21 protein-coding genes and 1 rRNA gene are annotated in these 20,004 nt (G+C 39.1%); 9 read left to right on the top strand and 13 right to left on the bottom strand.

The genetic code is table 11. The features are described 5' to 3' along the window. Positions 1-50 precede the first annotated feature (50 nt). From NY10_RS11180 to NY10_RS11160, 5 genes are all read right to left on the bottom strand, one after another. A 16S ribosomal RNA gene (locus NY10_RS11180) occupies positions 51-1,612 on the bottom strand. Positions 1,613-2,186: 574 nt separating this feature from the next. Further along, positions 2,187-2,717, bottom strand: coding sequence for a GNAT family N-acetyltransferase (locus NY10_RS11175; RefSeq protein ID WP_058920028.1), 531 nt, complete (start codon positions 2,715-2,717; stop codon positions 2,187-2,189). A 150-nt stretch (positions 2,718-2,867) separates the two neighbouring features. After that, entirely contained in the window at positions 2,868-4,214 is a 1,347-nt protein-coding gene (locus NY10_RS11170) for a glucose-6-phosphate isomerase (RefSeq protein ID WP_058920027.1), read from the bottom strand. 138 nt (positions 4,215-4,352) lie between these two features. Next, the gene (locus NY10_RS11165; protein ID WP_058920026.1) at positions 4,353-4,733 is read right to left on the bottom strand and encodes a hypothetical protein; all 381 of its coding nucleotides are present in this window, start codon (positions 4,731-4,733) and stop codon (positions 4,353-4,355) included. An 86-nt stretch (positions 4,734-4,819) separates the two neighbouring features. Further along, a complete protein-coding gene (locus tag NY10_RS11160) occupies positions 4,820-5,197 on the bottom strand; it encodes a CvfD/Ygs/GSP13 family RNA-binding post-transcriptional regulator (protein ID WP_058920025.1) in 378 nt (125 codons plus the stop codon). Positions 5,198-5,426: 229 nt separating this feature from the next. Here NY10_RS11160 and NY10_RS11155 point away from each other — a divergent pair, with 229 nt between their 5' ends. Then, the gene (locus tag NY10_RS11155; protein ID WP_058920024.1) at positions 5,427-6,605 is read left to right on the top strand and encodes a MalY/PatB family protein; all 1,179 of its coding nucleotides are present in this window, start codon (positions 5,427-5,429) and stop codon (positions 6,603-6,605) included. Positions 6,606-6,658: 53 nt separating this feature from the next. On the opposite strand, the gene NY10_RS11150 is transcribed toward NY10_RS11155, so the two are convergent. Both NY10_RS11150 and NY10_RS11145 read right to left on the bottom strand, forming a co-directional pair. Further along, entirely contained in the window at positions 6,659-7,519 is an 861-nt protein-coding gene (locus NY10_RS11150; RefSeq protein ID WP_058920023.1) for an ROK family protein, read from the bottom strand. A gap of 130 nt (positions 7,520-7,649) precedes the next feature. Continuing rightward, on the bottom strand, positions 7,650-8,240 hold the full coding sequence (locus NY10_RS11145; protein WP_058920022.1) for a peptidylprolyl isomerase: 591 nt from the start codon (positions 8,238-8,240) through the stop codon (positions 7,650-7,652). A 217-nt stretch (positions 8,241-8,457) separates the two neighbouring features. Here NY10_RS11145 and NY10_RS11140 point away from each other — a divergent pair, with 217 nt between their 5' ends. Beyond that, positions 8,458-8,958, top strand: a complete 501-nt coding sequence (locus NY10_RS11140; RefSeq protein WP_058920021.1) for a divergent PAP2 family protein — start codon at positions 8,458-8,460, stop codon at positions 8,956-8,958. A 3-nt stretch (positions 8,959-8,961) separates the two neighbouring features. Here the strand turns inward: NY10_RS11140 and NY10_RS12910 are convergent, their stop codons facing one another. Beyond that, positions 8,962-9,093, bottom strand: coding sequence for a hypothetical protein (locus NY10_RS12910; RefSeq protein ID WP_257721135.1), 132 nt, complete (start codon positions 9,091-9,093; stop codon positions 8,962-8,964). Between the two features lie 72 nt (positions 9,094-9,165). On the opposite strand from NY10_RS12910, the gene NY10_RS11135 reads away from it, so the two are divergent. From NY10_RS11135 to NY10_RS11125, 3 genes are all read left to right on the top strand, one after another. Next, positions 9,166-10,158, top strand: a complete 993-nt coding sequence (locus NY10_RS11135; protein WP_058920020.1) for an NAD(P)/FAD-dependent oxidoreductase — start codon at positions 9,166-9,168, stop codon at positions 10,156-10,158. Between the two features lie 125 nt (positions 10,159-10,283). Next, positions 10,284-10,790 (top strand): phosphatidylglycerophosphatase A family protein, encoded by a 507-nt coding sequence (locus NY10_RS11130; protein WP_058920019.1) that lies wholly within the window; start codon positions 10,284-10,286, stop codon positions 10,788-10,790. 105 nt (positions 10,791-10,895) lie between these two features. Then, complete coding sequence (locus tag NY10_RS11125; RefSeq protein WP_058920018.1) at positions 10,896-11,339, top strand: Hsp20/alpha crystallin family protein; 444 nt, start codon at positions 10,896-10,898, stop codon at positions 11,337-11,339. A gap of 61 nt (positions 11,340-11,400) precedes the next feature. On the opposite strand, the gene NY10_RS11120 is transcribed toward NY10_RS11125, so the two are convergent. The 4 genes from NY10_RS11120 to NY10_RS11105 are packed head-to-tail and all read right to left on the bottom strand — an operon-like array spanning position 11,401 to position 15,125. Then, the gene (locus NY10_RS11120) at positions 11,401-12,036 is read right to left on the bottom strand and encodes a TIGR01906 family membrane protein (RefSeq protein ID WP_268905523.1); all 636 of its coding nucleotides are present in this window, start codon (positions 12,034-12,036) and stop codon (positions 11,401-11,403) included. Continuing rightward, on the bottom strand, positions 12,036-12,800 hold the full coding sequence (locus tag NY10_RS11115) for a TIGR01457 family HAD-type hydrolase (RefSeq protein ID WP_058920017.1): 765 nt from the start codon (positions 12,798-12,800) through the stop codon (positions 12,036-12,038). Before NY10_RS11115 ends, NY10_RS11120 begins: the two co-directional genes overlap by 1 nt. Positions 12,801-12,818: 18 nt before the next feature. Then, positions 12,819-13,718, bottom strand: coding sequence for a YutD family protein (locus tag NY10_RS11110; protein WP_058920016.1), 900 nt, complete (start codon positions 13,716-13,718; stop codon positions 12,819-12,821). A 24-nt stretch (positions 13,719-13,742) separates the two neighbouring features. Beyond that, positions 13,743-15,125, bottom strand: a complete 1,383-nt coding sequence (locus NY10_RS11105; RefSeq protein WP_058920015.1) for a bifunctional metallophosphatase/5'-nucleotidase — start codon at positions 15,123-15,125, stop codon at positions 13,743-13,745. Positions 15,126-15,859: 734 nt separating this feature from the next. Here NY10_RS11105 and NY10_RS11100 point away from each other — a divergent pair. From NY10_RS11100 to NY10_RS11085, 4 genes are read left to right on the top strand one after another with little or no spacing between them, the layout of a single operon-like run. Next, positions 15,860-16,588, top strand: coding sequence for an amino acid ABC transporter ATP-binding protein (locus tag NY10_RS11100; protein ID WP_058920014.1), 729 nt, complete (start codon positions 15,860-15,862; stop codon positions 16,586-16,588). A gap of 19 nt (positions 16,589-16,607) precedes the next feature. Then, positions 16,608-17,411: a transporter substrate-binding domain-containing protein gene (locus NY10_RS11095; protein WP_058920013.1), complete on the top strand. Its 804-nt coding sequence runs from the start codon at positions 16,608-16,610 to the stop codon at positions 17,409-17,411. Positions 17,412-17,468: 57 nt separating this feature from the next. Next, the gene (locus NY10_RS11090) at positions 17,469-18,116 is read left to right on the top strand and encodes an amino acid ABC transporter permease (RefSeq protein ID WP_058920012.1); all 648 of its coding nucleotides are present in this window, start codon (positions 17,469-17,471) and stop codon (positions 18,114-18,116) included. A 15-nt stretch (positions 18,117-18,131) separates the two neighbouring features. Further along, entirely contained in the window at positions 18,132-18,779 is a 648-nt protein-coding gene (locus tag NY10_RS11085; RefSeq protein ID WP_058920011.1) for an amino acid ABC transporter permease, read from the top strand. A gap of 91 nt (positions 18,780-18,870) precedes the next feature. Here the strand turns inward: NY10_RS11085 and NY10_RS11080 are convergent, their stop codons facing one another. After that, positions 18,871-19,815: an alpha/beta hydrolase gene (locus tag NY10_RS11080; protein WP_058920010.1), complete on the bottom strand. Its 945-nt coding sequence runs from the start codon at positions 19,813-19,815 to the stop codon at positions 18,871-18,873. Positions 19,816-20,004: the final 189 nt, after the last annotated feature.

Here is a 20,004-nt window from a genome sequence, read left to right as displayed (position 1 = left end):
AAACTGAACAAAGCCAAAACGAATGTGTGAGGTTCCGTAATATTCCTTAGAAAGGAGGTGATCCAGCCGCACCTTCCGATACGGCTACCTTGTTACGACTTCACCCCAATTATCTATCCCACCTTAGGCGGCTGGCTCCTTTGCAGGTTACCTCACCGACTTCGGGTGTTACAAACTCTCGTGGTGTGACGGGCGGTGTGTACAAGACCCGGGAACGTATTCACCGCGGCGTTCTGATCCGCGATTACTAGCGATTCCGGCTTCATGCAGGCGAGTTGCAGCCTGCAATCCGAACTGAGAATGGCTTTAAGAGATTAGCTTGACCTCGCGGTCTTGCGACTCGTTGTACCATCCATTGTAGCACGTGTGTAGCCCAGGTCATAAGGGGCATGATGATTTGACGTCATCCCCACCTTCCTCCGGTTTATCACCGGCAGTCTCACTAGAGTGCCCAACTGAATGCTGGCAACTAGTAATAAGGGTTGCGCTCGTTGCGGGACTTAACCCAACATCTCACGACACGAGCTGACGACAACCATGCACCACCTGTCACTTTGTCCCCGAAGGGAAAGCTCTATCTCTAGAGTGGTCAAAGGATGTCAAGACCTGGTAAGGTTCTTCGCGTTGCTTCGAATTAAACCACATGCTCCACCGCTTGTGCGGGTCCCCGTCAATTCCTTTGAGTTTCAGCCTTGCGGCCGTACTCCCCAGGCGGAGTGCTTAATGCGTTAGCTGCAGCACTGAGGGGCGGAAACCCCCCAACACTTAGCACTCATCGTTTACGGCGTGGACTACCAGGGTATCTAATCCTGTTTGCTCCCCACGCTTTCGAGCCTCAGCGTCAGTTACAGACCAGAGAGTCGCCTTCGCCACTGGTGTTCCTCCACATATCTACGCATTTCACCGCTACACGTGGAATTCCACTCTCCTCTTCTGCACTCAAGTTCCCCAGTTTCCAATGACCTTCCCCAGTTGAGCTGGGGGCTTTCACATCAGACTTAAAGAACCGCCTGCGCTCGCTTTACGCCCAATAAATCCGGACAACGCTTGCCACCTACGTATTACCGCGGCTGCTGGCACGTAGTTAGCCGTGGCTTTCTGGTTAGATACCGTCAGGGGATGAGCAGTTACTCTCATCCTTGTTCTTCTCTAACAACAGAGTTTTACGATCCGAAAACCTTCTTCACTCACGCGGCATTGCTCCGTCAGACTTTCGTCCATTGCGGAAGATTCCCTACTGCTGCCTCCCGTAGGAGTCTGGGCCGTGTCTCAGTCCCAGTGTGGCCGATCACCCTCTCAGGTCGGCTACGTATCATTGCCTTGGTGAGCCATTACCTCACCAACTAGCTAATACGCCGCGGGTCCATCCATAAGCGGTAGCCGAAGCCACCTTTCATCCAACGATCAGGAGATCACTGGAATTATGCGGTATTAGCAGCCGTTTCCGGCTGTTATCCCCCACTTATGGGCAGGTTACCCACGTGTTACTCACCCGTCCGCCACTCTTCTTCTCTGGTGGGTGCAAGCACCCGGTAGAAAAGAAGCGTTCGACTTGCATGTATTAGGCATGCCGCCAGCGTTCGTCCTGAGCCAGGATCAAACTCTCATAAAAGTTGGCTTTGTCCGTTAGGACTTCACCCTTTTAATGATGCTTGAAGCTCATTAATTGACTTGCTAGCGAATAATTATTCACTTTGTTTCTGTTGGTTTAACCCTTGGTTAAACCACCTTACACATTTGGTTCGTTTTGCTTTGTTCAGTTTTCAAAGGTCTAATTTGGTTGCGTTGCCGTTTTGACAACTTCTAAATATTACCAGAAGCTGATTTGTTTGTCAACAAATTTTTTAAATAAATATTTTTTGTTTTGTATATTTATTCAACATTATTTTCGCCGTCTTCTTGACGACTTCAATATAATATCATGTTTCTCTACAGACTGTCAAGCATATTTTTGATTTTTCTTTGCTTGTTTTATTATCTGTTAGTTGTGTCAGCCGCAATAGCGTAACAACATGTATTAATATAACAAGTTTCCTCTTGCTGGTCAATAGAAAAGTATCTTTTTTTTACATTTCTTTTATAAACCGTACATTCTAACGATTTCACTCAACTATATATGTTTTATACCATCCAACATTCGGATAAACCGCATTTATATACAATCAGATTTCACTATCGTTCGTTTTTTAATTTATATCAAATTGGTAGAGATTAAAATTTGTTTTATGACCATCTGCCTCGATTTCTTTAGCTTGTCCTTTATAACTAAACCCTGCATGTTGATACAGTTTATTTAAATGTGGATTATCAGCAATACAATCTAATCGAACAGCTTTTTTCCCCATTGCTTTTGCACAAGCTTTAGCTTCTTTCAATAACAATTCCGAAACTCCTTGGCCCGCGAACTCACGTACGATCGTTAAACGGTGTAGATAGCTATAATCCGTCGTTGGATTTTCTTTCCATAAAGCAGCATCCCATTCACTTTGTTGATCCCATAAAATAAACATACCTACTGGTTGATGTTCTATTGTCACATAAAATACTTCTCCACGTTCTATTGCCTCTGAAGTGTTGTGGTTATCTTTCCCTTCTAAAATACCCGACCATTGTGTCGATCCACGAGATTGCAGCCATTGGACCGTCTGAACCAATATACTGTTTATTAGTGCTCCGTCTTTGCTTTCTGCTTGATGAAGTTCTATTTTTCCGCTCACATTATTCCTTCTTTCTTCTATAAGATAAAGAAGAAAAATCGCTCTTGCAAATGAAAGTCTCAATTTTGACAACAGGATCAACCTTATCATCAAACTTAATGCTCTATTTGCCTGAACGATTCCTCATTTAATCTAATTTTCTATGATCGATTACAGACGTGCGTTTAATTCTTTTGCTAAGTCTTCAAATCCAGGTTTGCCTAATAAAGCAAACATGTTCTTCTTATAAGCTTCTACTCCTGGTTGGTCAAATGGATTTACGCCATTTAGATAACCCGAAACCCCAACGGCAATTTCAAAGAAGTACATTAGGTAACCTAGTGTATAAGCATCTGTTTCAGGAATCGTTACTAAAAGATTCGGAACGTTCCCATCTGTATGAGCTAATAACGTACCTTCAAATGCTTTCGTATTAACAAAATCAATTTCTTTACCTTGTAAGTAACCTAATCCGTCTAAATCTTCTTCAGTAGTTGGAATAAGTACTGTGTGTTTAGCTTTGTCTACTTTAATGATCGTTTCAAAAATATTTCGTTGTCCATCTTGAATAGATTGTCCAATCGAATGCAAATCAGTAGAGAAATTAGCACTTGCTGGGAAAATGCCTTTTTGGTCTTTCCCTTCAGACTCGCCAAATAGTTGTTTCCACCATTCAGAGAAATATTGTAAGTTAGGTTCGTAATTAACCAATATTTCGGTTACTTTGCCTTTACGGTAAAGTGCATTACGAATCGCTGCATATTGATAAGCTTCATTTTCTTCTAATTTATCACTGCTGTATGCACCTGCTGCATCTGCTGCGCCTTGCATCAATGCGTCAATGTCTGCTCCGCTTGCTGCGATAGGCAATAGACCAACTGCAGTCAATACAGAGAATCGTCCCCCAATATCATCAGGAATAATGAAAGATTCGTAGCCTTGTGCCATCGCTTCTTCTTTTAAAGCTCCTTTTGCTTTATCCGTTGTCGCATAAATACGTTTTTTAGCTTCAGCTGCACCGTATTTCTTCTCTAATAATTCTTTAAAGACACGGAATGCTATTGCTGGTTCTGTAGTTGTACCAGATTTTGAAATAATGTTGACTGAGAAGTCACGGTCTCCGATCACTTCGATCAAATCGCTTAAGTAAGACGAACTGATACTGTTTCCTGCAAAGAAAATTTGTGGAGCTTTACGTTCTTCTTTATTAAGTAAATTATAAAATGAGTGGTTCAGAAAATCTAAAGCTGCTTTCGCGCCTAGATACGATCCGCCTATTCCAATAACAACCAATACTTCAGAATCGCTTTGGATTTTTTCCGCTGCTGTTTTAATGCGAGCAAATTCTTCTTTATCGTAATTTTTAGGCAAATCAATCCACCCTAAGTAGTCGCTTCCAGCTCCTGTGCCTTTACGCAACATTTCATCTGCTGCAGACACTTGCTGTTGCAGATTTGAAATTTCATGCGGCTGAATAAATTTTTCGATTTTTGAATAATCAAATTTGATATGTCCCATGTAAATCCCTCCATCATTCTGTTTTTGTGAATCCACCTTCATTGCTTCCGTTCAGACTTAACTTTAGTAGTTTTAGATTAAAAATGCAAGAGAAAAACAGTATTTCATGGTGAGAAATACTGTTCGGGTCTTTTTTGATTAGAATTGCGGTACTCCCGATATCTTCCAGTTTTCTAATGTCTCTATCAGCACACCAGATTTTTCCCATGAAAGAAGCGGCAAGTCGCTTTTTAATACATCAGTTAATTGAATAGTAGCATCTGGTATTTCGAATACAAACAAAGGCACATTGGTACCATCAACGACAGCATTGGTTAATTCAAACAGATTTAATGAATGGATGTCGATGGCTAGCTTTTTCTTTAGTTCTTCTAGAATACAAGCTAGTCCTGTTTGTTCGCTAAGAATTTGAGTTGAAGGAAAGGAGAATTTGTCGTTTTCTTTTTTTACCAAAAACACATATTTACCTTCCGGGTTGTGAGCCATTACGGTTCCGGCTACCCATTGTTTTTCTGTCATTTTTCAAGCACCTCACACTTAAATTTTTAAGTTTAGATATCATAAAGTTAAGTTCTCCAGGTATAGATTACAAAAAGAAACCTTTTTTAGCTGAAACGTTTTTCTTCATCTGCTTTTGCTTCTTGAATCCATTGCGGCATTAAATCATGAATGGTTTTAAATCCAATCTGCCCCATTTTTTCTTGACGATACCTTCTTTTTTTAGAATGATAATGAAAATTGCTTTTTTCTTCCAACGTTCTTAACGACAAACTGATTTTTTTTGTGTATTCATCGATATCCAAGATCATGACATCCATTTCATCTCCGACAGTCAGAATCTCGTCTAAATTTTTTACGTACCCATGTCTGCACTCTGAAATGTGGATCAGCCCTTGTGTCTCTTTATCTAATGAAACAAATGCGCCGTAAGGTTGGATGCCGGTTACTTTGCCTTTAACAATCATTCCGATTTTGTAATCCATTTATCCACCTCATCACCTTTCTACTGTCGTATGGTTTCAACTATATTATATCATGATTGTATCATAACCGGAAAGCTTATGAAAATAGTATTCGCTTTCATTAACTGCACAATTTTCAACGTCTGGTTTCGTGAGCGCTTCACGTCAATAATTGGCAAGAAACATTGTTTCACGTATACTGAATATGTTGATAAATGCTAATTATTTATTTTGAAAAGGATGTGTTTGTATGAATCATCATTTTGATGAAGTGATTGATCGCAAGAACCCGTTTAGCGTTAAATGGGGCAGCTTGGAAAAACTATTTGGTTCCGAAGATGTATTGCCGATGTGGGTTGCCGATATGGACTTTGAAAACCCAGAACCGGTTTTAGCAGCTTTAAGAAAAATACTTGATAATCATGTGCTAGGATACATGATGCCTCCTGATTCATTATATGAAGCTATTATCCATTGGCAAAAAGAACGCCATCAAATGATCTTAGCCAAAGAAGATATCTTATTCTCTCCCGGTGTTGTACCTAGTATCGGGTTGATCATTCAAACGTTTACTCAAGTGAACGATGCCGTCATGATTCACGACCCTGTCTATACGCCTTTTTCAAATATGATTGAATTAAATCAACGCAAATGCATTTCGTCTACTTTAACCATTCAGGACAATCAATTTAAAATGGATTTTGCTGATATAGAGAAAAAGATGGTCGACCAACAAGTAAAACTGTTCATTCTCTGTAATCCCCAAAATCCCGGTGGTCGTGTCTGGTCAAAAAAAGAATTGACTCAATTAGCAGAGCTGTGTAAAAAACATGGCGTTTTAATGATCAGTGATGAAATTCACGGTGATTTAGTTTTTCAGCCAGAATCTTTTACTTCATTAGTAACCTTAGATTCTAGTTACCAAGATTTTGTACTGACACTTTCGGCAGCTACGAAAACATTTAATTTAGCAGGAATCAAACTATCCATGGTATTTGTTCAAAATCCTAAGCTTCGTGACCAGTTCATTCAAGCGCAAAATAAAATCGAGCAAAGCGCCTTGAATACTTTTGGCTATGTCGGAACAGAAGCTGCCTTCTCTGAAGGGGGACCTTGGCTCAGCGACCTGATGCAGTACCTCAGCGCTAACTTAGAACTTATTTGCACATTTTTTGATAAGGAATTGCCTCAAGTGAGATACATGAAACCAGAGGGCACTTACTTGTTCTGGTTTGACTGTTCTACTTTAGGCATGACCGATGCTGAATTAGCCGATCATTTTGCAAAAGTCGGCAAAATCGGTTTAAACGCCGGAGCTGCTTACGGTCCGGCTGGCTCTAACTATATGCGTTTAAACTTTGCTGCACCTCAATCTCTTATTGAAGAAGGATTGAAGCGTATCAAGTATGCTTTCGAGCAGCCACATTAAAACAAAAAAAGACCTTTCTCCATTCATTCTGGAAAAGGTCTTTTTGATTATTCTTATTTTACTTGTTCGGCAGCTAATAATAAACTTCCGGTAATCCCAGCATTATCGCCTAAAGCCGGGCCCGCGATATATTCTTCTAAAGGCGGCAATTCAATATAACCCGCCATCAGTTTTTCAAACTCTTGACGAACCAATGAAAAAAGTTGTTTTTGTTTCATCACGCCTCCGCCTAATACGATTCGCTCTGGGCTCAACACTAACGTATAGTTCATTAAGGCTTGGGCCAAATAATAAGCTTCCATTTCCCAAACGTGCTGTTCATCGGCCAATTCATGTCCTTTTTTACCATAGCGCTTTTCAATGGCTGGACCAGCTGCAATGCCTTCTAAACAATTGCCATGGTATGGACAAAAACCCGCGAATGTTTCATCTGGATGCAAACGCACCATCATATGTCCCATTTCTGGATGTCCATATCCTGTCAATAATTCGCCATTCACAACAGCTCCTCCGCCAATACCGGTACCAACGGTTAAGTAGACACAACTAGACAGCCCCAGAGCAGCTCCTTTTCTTAATTCCCCGAGTGCAGCAGCATTCACATCAGTTGTCCAACCAACTGGAATAGCATAACGCTCTTTAATAGCTCCCAAAAAATCATAATTTTTCCAAGCGGTTTTTGGGGTAGTGGTCACATAGCCGTATGTAGAGGAATCAGTATTTACATCAATTGGGCCAAATGAACCAATGCCAATCGCCGATAAATCGTATTGATCAAAGAAATCAAAAACTTGTTCCAACGTTTCTTGAGGGGTGGTCGTTGGTATACTCACCCGTTCTTTAATATCAAATTTTTCATCGCTCACTGCACAAACAAATTTTGTGCCTCCCGCTTCAATTGCACCGTATATCATCTTGCACATCCCCTTCTTCATTTCATTTTCCTTTTTATTGTAGCATAGACCCTTTAGATTGTGTGCGTTTTCAAACATTTTATCAACAAAAATACCCAACACTGTTTGTGTTGGGCATCCGGATCATTCTTTAAGCAATTTCAACCGATTCGATAATAACACCGTGGACCGGTTTGTCTTGTGCATCGCGTCTAACATTTTGAATTTCGTTTACTACGTTCATACCTTCAATCACATGTCCAAAAACAGTGTGTTTGAAGTCCAACCAAGGAGTTCCGCCGTTTTCTTTGTAAGCTTCGATTGCTTCAGCCGGATATCCTGCTGATTCCATTTGACTTAGCATATTAGCTGGAGTTGTTGGAGCTGTTACAATAAAGAATTGACTGCCGTTCGTACCAGGGCCAGCGTTGGCCATTGAAAGAGCGCCATTCAGGTTAAAAACGTCTTTTGAGAATTCGTCTTCGAATGATTCTCCCCACAGGCTTTCTCCGCCCATTCCAGTTCCTGTCGGGTCTCCGCCTTGAATCATGAATTCAGGAATAACACGGTGGAAAACAACCCCGTTGTAATAACCTTTTTCAGCTAAACCGATAAAGTTTTCAACTGTTTTTGGTGCGATTTCCGGAAAAAGTTTAACTTTGATATCACCCATGTTGGTCTTAATTGTTGCTGTTTTTTCATTTCCAGCTACTTCTGCTGATAATTGTGGCAATTGTGTCATATAATATCCTCCTCTTTTTTACTTACTTGATAATCATACTCAAATCAGAACAAATTTGCTATGATTTTAATTAATATGAAGAAGTTTCTTACTTTTCTTCGCAAAACAGCTCTTGATTGGCTCATTTTTAAACCCAAAAATCTTTTTAATAAGATATCTTTCTTTTCGTGGTATGATAAAAGAAATAACTGTTTAATTTTTTAAAGGATGGTATGCTATGGTAATTTTATCTAATTTTCCCCTTATCGCTGCATTGACAGCTATTGTCTTTGCCCAATTAATCAAAGTTCCCATTGCTTTCTTCTTACAGAGAAAAACGACTTGGGCGCTTGCCACTTCTACTGGCGGAATGCCCAGCTCACATTCTGCAGCTGTTTCAGCGTTGATCACAGCATTAGCGTTACAAGAAGGGGTAGCATCTCCGCTTGTCGCCATTGCGAGTACATTTGGAGTTATTGTTATGTTTGATTCAATGGGAGTTCGGAGACAAAGCGGCGAACAAGGAATCCTTTTGAACCACTTAATGCTTGATTTTCAAAACCTTAGCAACAAGGTACTGAGATTATCACAAGAACCCGGTACGGTTAAGAACGAACAAAAAGAGCGTCATTTAAAAGAATATTTAGGTCATAAACCGATTGAAGTCTTTTTTGGTATTTTGACTGGCATTGGTGTTGCTTTTGCGGTTCGCGAGATATTATTCTTCTTTAATCTTTAATCTTTACTGTTTTTTCATTTTTAAAGATTTGGACCGATCCCCAAAAATCTCTTTCCCTATTCCTTGACGACCTTTTTCTCTAACTTTTGTTACTAGAGAAAAAGGAGCGTCTTTTTTTATTAACCAAACATTCATGCCCCTTAACCTTTTGTATGCTATACTTTAACAAAATTTACTGAACAGATTTACTACTATGGAGGAATCATTTTGGAAACAAATAATGAAATCTTTGATATCACTATTATTGGCGGCGGACCTACAGGGATGTTTGCTGCGTTTTACGGCGGCATGCGCAATGCAAAAGTAAAAATCATTGAGAGCTTACCGCAACTAGGCGGTCAATTGTCCATGTTGTATCCAGAAAAGAACATTTTCGACATTGCAGCTTTGCCGGTCGTTGGCGCACAGGAATTGGTAGATAACCTTTCTGTCCAAATGTCGCGCTTTGAACAATCGATTTGTTTAGAAGAAGAAGTGATTGATGTTAAAAAAAATGCTGCTGGCGTATTTGAATTAACCACCAACAAAGCAATCCACTACTCGAAAGCGGTGATCATTACTGCAGGGAACGGCGCATTTCAACCAAGAAGATTGGAAATTGAACATGCTGATCATTATGAAGGAAAGACTCTGCATTATTATGTCAATAATATTGAACGGTTTAAAAACCGGACCGTGGCAATCTGCGGAGGCGGAGATTCAGCAGTAGATTGGGCATTAACGTTAGAACCCATTGCCAAAAAAGTTTATTTGATCCACCGGCGCAATAAATTCAGAGCCCTTGAACACAGTGTTTCTTTATTAGAACAGTCGAGTGTCGAGTTGAAAACACCTTTTGTCCCAGAATCGGTCAACGGTGAAGGCCAGGCCTTAACCAGCGTCACTTTAAAAGAAGTACGCGGCGACAAAACAGAAACGCTTGAAATTGATGACTTCTTGGTCAATTATGGGTTTACTTCTTCTATTGGTCCAATGAAAAATTGGGGCTTTGACGTTACGCGGAACGAAATCATGGTCAACACTAAAATGGAAACGACTGTGCCCGGTATTTATGCAGCAGGTGATATTTGCACATACGAAGGAAAAATAAAGTTGATCGCCACTGGATTTGGCGAAGCGCCAACAGCTATCAACAACGCAATGAGCTACATCGATCCGAACACGCGCGTTCAACCAATGCACAGCACAAGCTTATTTTAATTTTCTCTCCAATACTTCTGTTCCTTTTAAATAAGACCAGAAGTATTTTTTTGAAAAGGGATTTCAACCGACTATTTTACTGAGTTAAGGTATAATAGAAGCAGATTATAGGAGGGATTCTCAAAATGGTTAAAACAAGTAATGAATTACATCAAAAAGCACTTGAATTGATTCACCAACGTGGTGTGAAATTAACAGATATTGCCGAGTTGGTTCTCTTTTTACAAACACCTTATATTGAAAATTTAACGCTCGATGAATGTTTGGTCAATGTGGAAGCCGTCTTGTTAAAACGAGAAGTCCAAAACACTATTTTAACGGGTATTCAGTTGGATATATTAGCTGAACAAAAAGGATTAATGGATCCTTTACAAGATATCATCACCGATGATGAAGGACTTTACGGCATTGATGAAATTCTTGCTCTTTCCATTGTCAATGTCTATGGCTCTATTGGTTTTACCAATTACGGCTATATTGATAAGCTGAAACCAGGTATCTTAGCTAAGCTGAATGAGCATAATGACGGCGAAGTTCATACCTTTATGGACGACATCGTTGGCGCCATTGCAGCTGCTGCCGCGAGCCGGTTGGCGCATGCTAACCCATCAAAAAGCGATATGATGAAATAACTGTTTTTTTCAATTTAAAATAGCGTTCGTTTTATTTGGCTTTATGTGCTAAAGGGGTATACTTTGATGTGTAAGAAGAAATGATACTAAAAGGAGAGATAGACGATGCCACATGATTTACGAAAAAAAAGTGATTTCCCTGACTTCTCTGACTTCTTCCCAACTTTGTTTGATGACGAAAGCCCATTTTGGGACAAGTTATCATTAGCCCATGAAAAAAACAACTTCAAAGCAGATGTCCATGAAACCGATAAAGAATATGAAGTTAAAGTGGACTTGCCTGGCTTTGATAAAGACAATATTTCCATTGAATTCGACCACGATGTTTTGACTATCCATGCTAAACGCCATTCAGAAGCAAGCGAAAAAAACGAAGAAGGACAATATATCAAACAAGAACGATCTTACGGCAGCATGACTCGTCAATTTTATCTTAAAAATGCTGATGAAGAAAACAGTAAAGCCAGCTATAAAGATGGAGTACTGACGTTAAAAATGCCTAAAATCGCCCTTGAAGATAGTAAAAAGAAACAAATTTCAATTGAATAAAAAACTAAATGAACGATAAATAAGCGCCATTCCAATTTACTCCTGGGAATGGCGCTTATTTTTAATTCTTTTTAAAAGCTGTTCGTTTAGCAATGAAATAACCGCTGATAATCGCTAGTTCAATCAAAATAAAGGCTAATACAAAACAATGCATAAAGAAGGTTTCCGGCAAAGCCAAGATAATAGGATCTGTCGATGGATTAAACATCCATGCATCATTATTAAAGAAGATCTTATGAAACCCAATAAACAATTGATCAAAGTTTAAAGCAATCATAAACAGAACAACAAACGGTACGATCATACCCCATTGAAAAGGATGAATCAATTTCCATGAAGAATAGGTCCGTTTGATAAAACGCAAATAGACGATAGAACCAATCAACGTAACCAAAGCAATCGCATAATCCAACATAAACAAGCGTTTAACTTCATAAAAATGAAAGAGGCCATTTTCTGAACTTGGAAAGTTTGGCAATTTCAACTCCGCTATCCATGGTTTGTTTAAGTAATCCATTAAGATACGGTAGTTTGCCATCAACGTTTCTTTGCTAAGTCCAAGTTTCTCCGGGAGTGCTAAGTAATCAATATCAAATGCATATAGTGGTGTAAAATTTATCGTAATAACGATGGCCATACTAAGGATGCACAAAAACAAGCTGGCGATACCCAGAAAATGGATGATCTTGGTTTTCACTACAACACCCACTCATCTAGGGATTGTACTTGATAAGTCGGTTGGGCCATATCTGCGGTCAAATCTTCTGGTTTGGTAAACCCTGTATAAACCAATAAAGTATCAATACCGTTATGGATCCCCGCTAAAATATCTGTTTCGTAATTATCGCCCACCATCAATACCTCTTTTTTATCTAAACCAATAGTTGCTACCGCTTCTTCCATAATGATGGCTTCCGGTTTACCAATAAAAGTCGGTTGAACGCGAGTAGCTGCGATCACTAAAGCCGCCAATGATCCCGCTCCGGGAACCATGCCTTTTTCTGTCGGCATATTCGTATCTTTGTTGGTGGCGATAAAACGGGCTCCTTTATGAATCGCTAAAGTCGCTGCTTCAAAATCAGCATAGGTAGCTTTTCTGTCTAAAGCTACTACAACAAAATCCGGCTGCTCTCTCTCTGCCACAAACCCTGCATCTGCTAACGCACTTTTCAGTCCTGTCTCCCCGATTGCAAATACCTTATTCCCAGCATTTAACCCTTTCAGATATGCTGCTGTTGCCAATGATCCAGTGTACACTGTTTCTGTTGAAACAGTGATACCGAAGTTTTCACGTAAATCCCTTGCAACCTCTGCTTGTGTTTTTGTCGTATTATTGGTCACAAATAAAAATGGTGTCTGACTGTTTTGCAGACGTTCAATAAAACGCGGTGCTGCTGGAATAGGATCTTTCCCTCGGTACATTGTTCCATCTAAATCAATTAAGTAACCTTTGTATTTCATTTAAAGCTTACACATCCTTTAGTTTTTATTCTTTGCTTCGTCTGCGTCTTTACGGCGTATACTAAAATGCCGCTTGCCTTTATTGTCTTGCACCGTTTCAAATACGGCTTTTTCTTTCTTTTCTATCTTTTCAACTTTTTCAGTCGACTGAGGCGTAATTTCTTTTTTTATAAATTCTCTTTTCGGCTTAGTCGATTTTGTTTTAGGCGCAGTCTCTTTAGCAACATGCGTTTCAGTTGATTTAGTTGGACGCTCTGATTTCTGATTGGTTGGGTTTTTAGCTTTTTGACTTCTGCGTTTGCGGGCAGGACGTTCAGCTTTATCAGCTCGCTCCGTTTTTGATTTTCCTTTTTTTGCTTCCAGCCGTTGCAACACAAAATAAGGACAACCAAAATTACAATATTCATATAAGTAATCTTCCAGATTGCTGATTCTTTGGTCTTGCGGAACTTTACGATTGCGGTTATCATAAAAGCCCTTCAACCGTAATTGTTCAAATCCCCAATCCGCTACTACATAATCATACTTATCTAAAATTTCACTGTATCTTTCACCCAAGCGCTCAGCATCAAAAGCATCTCGGTAATCTTTTATGATTTCGTATTTGCTGCCTTCAATGGTGATCATAGTCGCATCCAGCCGATGCACCAGTTGTCCTTCAGTGGTGGCGCCCGCAACTTCTTGTAAACTTAAATCTATCGTTACGGTTGAATTAGCGCTGTTCTCTTCGTCAGTTGTTTTAGTTGTTTCTTTTTTCGTATTGGCTCTGCGGCGAGATTCATTGACCGCTTTTTTTCTAGAACGACTTTGCTTCAGCTGTTTCTCTTGTTTTTCAGTCGTGCGTTTAGTCCCTTGCTTTTTTTCTACTGCTTTTTTTTCAGCCGTTTGTTTGTCTTGCTGTTGTTTTTGTTCTACCATTTCTTTCACCTACATTTTCTGTTCTTATTTGATTACAGGATAAGTTTTGCTTAAATACTGCCCTAAGACATTTCGTATAAAGTAAGGGAACAATACTTCGTTCTTTCCTTTGATCTCAATCGTTGGAAAAAACGGGATATAAAGAAAGTGATCGACCGAAGCGAAAGTGTACGTTTTACTGTCATCAATCGATTCTCCTAGCCAGGTCACTAATCCGGTTTTCTTATCATAAGAAACACCGTCATAACAAAGCTCGCCAAACACTTCTCCTCTGAATCCCATTCCTTTTATAGGGAAGTTACGCAAAAAGTCACGATTTTTTTCCATTTCATAAATGACACGAATCATGTCAGCTCCATCTAATGTACATCTTAATACTCTCATTGGATGAGGTAAAACTTGATGCAATTCATCATTGGTTACGACCCCTTCAATCAAAGGCTGCATAAACAGTCCTGCATTTAAAATAGCCACATCTGTTTTTGCATAATCTTTAACGGCTGCTAATCCCACTTCCACTAATTTAGAGTTTTTTTGCCAACTGACAGGAAAATTAGCGGGGATTGCAGCTATTTCTTGTTCATTTAATAGTTGATGCCCGATGGTTTCATAGCCTAAGATTAACGCTTCTTCATCTTTCGGAGCTGGCAGTTTTCCTGTTTCTACTACACTCGCTTCTGCTGATACTAATTGTGTTCCTTCAACTTCCAAAACTACTTGTCCCACATATTGGCCAAATTTACCAGCCGCTGCCAGTAACGTATTACGAACTTTTTCGCCTTTTGGCAACAAGTGATGCGTATGAGAACCTAAAATGACTTTGATCATGGGGTATTTTTCTGCAATTTTTCGGTCTTCAATAATTCCTAAATGAGACAGCAAAATGATGGTGTCTGCAAAAGGCGTTAATAACTCTAACATTTCTGGAATGACATCTTCTGGCTCTTTAACAGTCCAGCCTATTGGTTCATAACTGGTTGGAAAAGGAGCGGTTAAGCCAAATAAACCGATTTTATGCCCTGTTTTTGTTTTTAAGATATCAAAGGGCTGAGCCCATTCAGGGTAATTGCCGGTTTGCCGATCCATCACATTTGACAAGATTACTTTAAAGTTAGCTTCATCATACAAATGATTCAACTCTGCTTTTGAGCTACCGATTCCTTCATTGTTGCCGATCGTCACAGCGCTATAGCCTACTTCGTTTAAGAGGCGTACATTTGCTTGTCCATCTGTTGCTTCTGTTAATGGATGAACACGATCGCAAGCATCTCCTAAATCGAAAGTAAAAGACGTTTCTTCTAGCTCAAATAACCTGGATTGCTCCGAGCGTAAATAAGCAGAAATTCTCGGCCAGTTTTCAAAATGAGAATGGATATCATTGGTATGGTAAATATGAATGCGCTCCATAGTTTTTCTACCTTCTCTTCCTAAAATGTATATAGATCTATTATAACAATATTCCCAGCTTTTATCTTGATTTTCAATAAAAAACTAGGATTCTCTGTGGTTCTCGCTACTTTCTTTCCAAAAACCAAGGGAAATTTGTTTTCCTATCATTGGTTTTGTAACCGTTCACCACAAATTTTAATATATTTTTATTTACAACTCATCTAAATTAATGCTAATCTTAGAGGTAGCACATTTATAAAGAGCCATAATAAACGAACAATACTGATATATTTTTTATGATTGATTAGGTTGAAGAAAGAGAAACGACTGTTCAGAAATACCCAGACGTTTATTGTTCTGAAATAACTGCTGGATAAGAAAGTCCCTTCTTTATTCCCAGCTGTTTCACAATCTATTCCAGTAGAAACCCAATTTACGCTTCATTATTTTGCAATCATACTCTCATAAAGCGTATGATGTAACCAATCGTTCATTTTGTTTTAAAATAGATTTATCTTTTTCAGTTATCCCAACAGTTTAAGTAGTCCTTTTATTCCAGCTATTCAGCTCTGCTGATAGCTCTTTTATTTGAATAGAGGATTGCTTTTTAAAACCATTCAGCAATGAGGAAAATCTCTGCAGTTTACAAAATATGTATAAATTTACAGGAAGCACATAGAGTGTTTAAAAAAACATTCTATGTACTTCCTACTTTACTTACTGCCATTAAATTTTATTAAGGAGTGTTTCAAATGATTGAATTTAAAAATGTCGAGAAATATTATGGTGATTTTCATGCTTTAAAAAACATCAATTTAACGTTCAATAAAGGCGAAGTTGTCGTCGTTATTGGTCCATCTGGTTCAGGTAAAAGCACCATGTTGCGCTGTATCAACGGATTAGAGGAAATTAGCAAAGGCGATTTAACGATCAACGGCTTAAATATCCATGATAAAAAAACCAACATCAATTTGATTCGTAAAAATGTAGGAATGGTTTTCCAACACTTTAATCTCTACCCGCATAAAACAGTTTTGGAAAATATCATGTTAGCTCCCACAAAAGTATTGAAACAGTCTCCAGCTGAAGCACAAAAAAAAGCAGAACTGTTATTGGATAAAGTTAACATGCTTAGTAAAAAAGATTCTTATCCTGTTCAATTATCAGGCGGACAACAACAACGAATCGCCATTGCTCGTGGATTAGCTATGGATCCGAGTGTGTTGCTTTTTGACGAACCAACTAGTGCTTTAGATCCAGAAACGATTGAAGATGTTTTGGATGTTATGAAAAAATTAGCAAAAGAAGGCATGACAATGATCGTTGTTACTCATGAAATGGGATTTGCACGTGAAGTAGCAGATCGGGTTGTCTTTATGGCCGATGGCGAGGTCTTAGAAGACCGCGAAGCTGGAGCTTTTTACGAAGACCCGCATGATGCTCGTGCCAAACAATTTTTAAGCAAAATCATTAATCATTAATCAATAGGAGGATGTTTAGATGAAAAAAACGTTTAGACGATTTGCTTTTCTACTTCTACTCCTGCCCTTATCTATTCTAGCTGCATGTGGTGCAAAAAGCATCGCAGCAATAGATATTACAGAACGTTTGGAAAATGATCCAACCATTACTTGGGGGGTAAAAGTAGATACAAATTTATTTGGACTTTATAATATTGCAACGGGCGAGATTGAAGGATTTGATATCGATATCGCCAAAGCCTTAACGGAAGTCATCACTGGCGATGCGGCTAACGCAAATTTTGTTGAAGTGACTTCTAAGACCCGTATTCCTTTACTAAAAAACGGCAACATTGATGCCATTATTGCTACGATGACCATCAGCGAAGAACGTAAAAAGCAAGTTGATTTTTCAGAGGTTTATTTTGACGCAGGACAAGCTTTATTAGTACCGGAAGACAGCTCTATTCAAAGCGTTACAGACTTATCTTCTGAAACAACTGTCCTTGCTGTTAAAGGTTCAACTTCAGCTACTAATATCCGGAAACATGCTCCGGATACTCATGTTTTAGAATTAGAAAACTATTCTGAAGCCTTCACTGCCTTACAATCAGGACAAGGAGATGCAATGACAACAGACAGTGCTATTCTTCTAGGCATCATTGCTGAGAATCCTGGCTACCGCTTAGCTGGCGGAACGTTCACGGATGAACCATACGGCATCGCCATCAACCACGGGCAAGAAAACTTTGTCGATGCGGTAAATGCTGCTTTCGAAACGATTAAAGAAAACGGCGTCTATGATGCCATTTATGCTAAATGGATCCCAGAAACCGATGACTGATTCAGCAATAGAGTTTAGCTAGACTTTACTCGGATTAAATTAAGTGAGGTGCACCGAATGATAACTATTTTTACTAACTACTCGGATATTTTATTCGAAGGGTTCAAATATACCCTGTATTCAAGTTTTATTGCTTTATTTCTCAGCTTGATCGTTGGTACTTTATTTGCTATCTGTCAAGTATCGCAAAAAAAAATTTTAAGAGGAATCGCAACAGCTTATGTTGAGTTTTTCCGCAACATCCCTCTACTGATCGTTGTGATGTTCTTTTATGTCGTTGTTCCTCTTTATTGGTTCCAAATTGACGGGTTTACAGCTGGTACGATTGGCTTAACGATTTATACTTCAGCTTTTATTGCTGAAACTGTGCGTGCTGGTATTATCAGCGTTCCTAAAGGACAAATGGAAGCTGGACTTTCGACTGGATTTACCTATAACCAAGCAATGCGTTACATTGTCTTGCCGCAAGCGTTTAAAATCGTGATTCCGCCACTTGGCAACCAGTTCATTAACTTAGTTAAAAATTCATCTGTTTTAGCAATGGTTGCTGGCCTTGATTTGATGTATCAAGGAGACTTAATTGCCAGTGAAACCTTTAATACATTTGACACATATATCTTAATTGGTTTGATTTATTTAGTGATCACGTTACCGCTAACTTATTTAATGGCTTATATTGAACGCCGTTTAGAAATCAAAGCATAGAAGGAGGAATTTCATTTGAATTTTGCAGAAGCTTTTTCATGGATCAACATCCGCTTTTTATTGGATGGGCTCCTGATTACTGTAGAAGTAGCCTTACTCTCAATTCTCTTCAGTTTTGTGATTGGCAGTATCTTAGGCTTGATCCGCTATTTAAAAATACCCGTCGTTTCAAAGATTTTTGGCTTGATTATTGATTTGATTCGTAACCTGCCGCTCTTATTGATCATCTTTTTTGCTTACTTTGCTTTGCCGCAAATTGGCATTCGTTTCGATATCTTCTGGTCAGCAGTTGCAGCCATGACGATTTTCGAATCCGCCATGTTGTCGGAAATCATTCGTGCCGGATTAAACTCTGTCCCAAAAGGCCAAACAGAAGCTGGACTTTCAACTGGACTTTCTTATGCCCAAACGCTGCGGTACATTATTATTCCACAAGCGTTTAAAGCAATGGTTCCTCCGATTTTAAGCCAATTTATCTCGTTGATCAAAGATACATCGTTAGCGACCATTATTTCTTTACCTGAACTCACGCATAATGCGAGAATCATTTACGGACAAAATACGACTTATGTTATTCCAATGTTTATTGCCATGGCTTTATTGTATTTCTGTATCTGTTTCGCCTTATCCAGAGTCGTCAAACGGTTGAAACTAGGATTCTAATCATTAAACAATAGCAAAAAAGTTCCCATCAAACAGAACACTCTGTTTGATGGGAACTTTTTTTGCTCATTAAACGCTTGTTGCTGCTAAATCAATTAGGTATATAGTTAAGCACAAAATCTTGAACTTTTTGCTGGTATTCTTCTTTGTTTTCCTCATAAGAATCTGCATGATCAGCATTCAGTGCAATATATAATTCTTTAGGCGACGGATTAGCTTCATACACATCATAGACCATTTCTGTCGGTACAAATTTATCTTCGGCCCCATGAATAAACAGCATTGGAACAGTGTTCTTTTTGATTTGTTCGACTGTGTCGGCTTCTCCGAACCAATAATCAGAACGTACTTTCGTTACTAGACTAGTTACTGGAATTAAAGGAAACTCAGGCAGGTTGTACATATCTTTCAATTGATAAGCCAGTTCTCCATTTACAGAACTATAACCGCAATCTTCCACAATAACTTTTACATTCAACGGCAACTCTTCGCCGCTGACATTCATGACCGTTGCCCCGCCCATACTGATTCCAAATAAAGCCAGTTCCGCATCTTGGCCTACTTTATCGATCATTAGTTGGATCCACTGCAAATAGTCTTTCCGTTCATGCCAGCCAAAACCGATATAGTCCCCTTCACTCGTTCCATGTCCACGGGCATCCGGTATAAGCACATTAAACCCCATATCGTGATACAATTTAACATAAGGCGCCATTTGTTCTAAACTGCCTGCATATCCATGAGCCAATATAGCTACTTTTTTAGAAGAAGGTTCTCCTTCAACATAAACCCCAGAAAGCTTTAATCCATCAGCAGATTCAATCGATAATTTTTCACGGTCGACCTCATCGTACCATCTTTTTTCTTCCATCCATGGATCTTTTGGATCATAGTCTCCATCCACATCTGCTGCTTCTATGAAATCCTTTTGATTTATTGCCACTGCTACATCATAGAAATAATTTCCTGCGAAGCCTAACCCAATACTAATCAAAACAACCGCCACAGCTAAACCAATCCACCATTTTCTTTTCACTCGATCACACTCCACTATTTTTTGTTGGTTCTTCTACTTGTTCAAATCCTAAAACTATTCAACTTATTTTTGAATGGCACCGCCTGTATGTATATCTTCCATCATCGCTGTAATAAGAACAGTACAAATCATACTGTACCATTTTTCTTCTATTCTATTCAATATGTACTGGATATTTCACCGCAAATT

This window comes from Carnobacterium sp. CP1 (genome assembly GCF_001483965.1).
GTDB lineage: Bacteria > Bacillota > Bacilli > Lactobacillales > Carnobacteriaceae > Carnobacterium_A > Carnobacterium_A antarcticum.
This window is presented reverse-complemented; position numbering and strand designations above follow the sequence as displayed.